At 54.8% G+C, this 1,057-nt stretch carries 2 protein-coding genes; one reads left to right on the plus strand and one right to left on the minus strand.

Annotated features, from left to right (window positions below; all coding sequences use genetic code 11):
• Positions 1-240: 240 nt before the first annotated feature.
• Positions 241-654: a DUF4124 domain-containing protein gene (locus ACOCD2_RS21580; RefSeq protein WP_419604098.1), complete on the minus strand. Its 414-nt coding sequence runs from the start codon at positions 652-654 to the stop codon at positions 241-243.
• A gap of 107 nt (positions 655-761) precedes the next feature.
• Between ACOCD2_RS21580 and ACOCD2_RS21585 the strand changes: the two genes are divergently transcribed.
• On the plus strand, positions 762-1,057 hold a 296-nt coding region (locus ACOCD2_RS21585), incomplete at its 3' end, for an NAD(P)/FAD-dependent oxidoreductase (RefSeq protein WP_419626089.1).

Raw genomic sequence — 1,057 nt, forward strand, 5'->3', positions numbered from 1 at the left:
GAAACAGGAAGCCCCTTTGTTATCGCTGGCCGACGTGGTGATGGTGTTGGAGAAACTGTTGCCCAAGCCAGAACCTACACCCAAACAACTCGCCAGACTTATTCAAGAGCGACACCGGCGCCGACAGGCTGCCACAGAATCCTGTCGGCGGAGGGGTGGGGAAATATGACAAAGTAGAATTAGGCTTCACACGAATCTACGAAGAACCCTGTTTTATGAGTTACTTTCGCCAGCCAGGTATCAATCACAATAAGCTTTGACCGCCGCCTGAGATTCTTTGATCTTCAGCGCCTTTTCTTCCGGAGTAAATTTCACCAGTTTATTGTCCTCGGTCACAAATCCCATCTCTGACCCTGTATTTTGCAGTACCTCCAGGTTCTTTCTGCCCTTTTCACAGTATTCCCTGCGCAATTCAGGATCCAGCGCGGGGTTTCCCTTGATTTTTTCATCCACGGTCTCCTTTTCCGCCTCCTTCGGCACCGTGGCAGGTGGTGGCGCATTCACCTGTACTTCCTCGGCAGGAACATTCTCGGGCGGTGGTGTCTGGGAAAACACCACTTTGCCGCTCTCGTCCACCCATTTATATACCTTGGCTTCCGCCAAACCGGCCAACAGCAAGGCCGCTGCCAGTCCGGCAACAATTGTTCGTTTCACCTGTACCCCCTCATGGAATAAACTATCATTCTTATGAGCCATAGCAAAACATCTGCCCCCCTGACCATGCGGTTGTCACAAAAAGCGCACCGGAGCAGGAATTCCGGATGACGGATTTCCTGATTGTCGGCGGAGGAATCATCGGCATGCTGACCGCCCGCGAGCTGCAGGAAGCCGGCGCCGATGTCGTACTCCTGGAACGGGGCGAAATGGCGCGGGAGTCCTCATGGGCCGGGGGCGGCATTGTGTCCCCCCTTTATCCCTGGCGTTACCCTGACAGCATCAGCAGGCTGGCCAGTGTCAGCCAGGACCACTATGAGCAGCTGTGCATGCAGATCAGTGCAGACACCGGTATCGACCCGCAATACACCGTCAGCGGCCTGCTCATTCGCGCCGATGATGA

The sequence above is a fragment of the Thiolapillus sp. genome (assembly GCF_048562965.1).
Classification (GTDB): domain Bacteria; phylum Pseudomonadota; class Gammaproteobacteria; order Chromatiales; family Chromatiaceae; genus Thiolapillus; species Thiolapillus brandeum_A.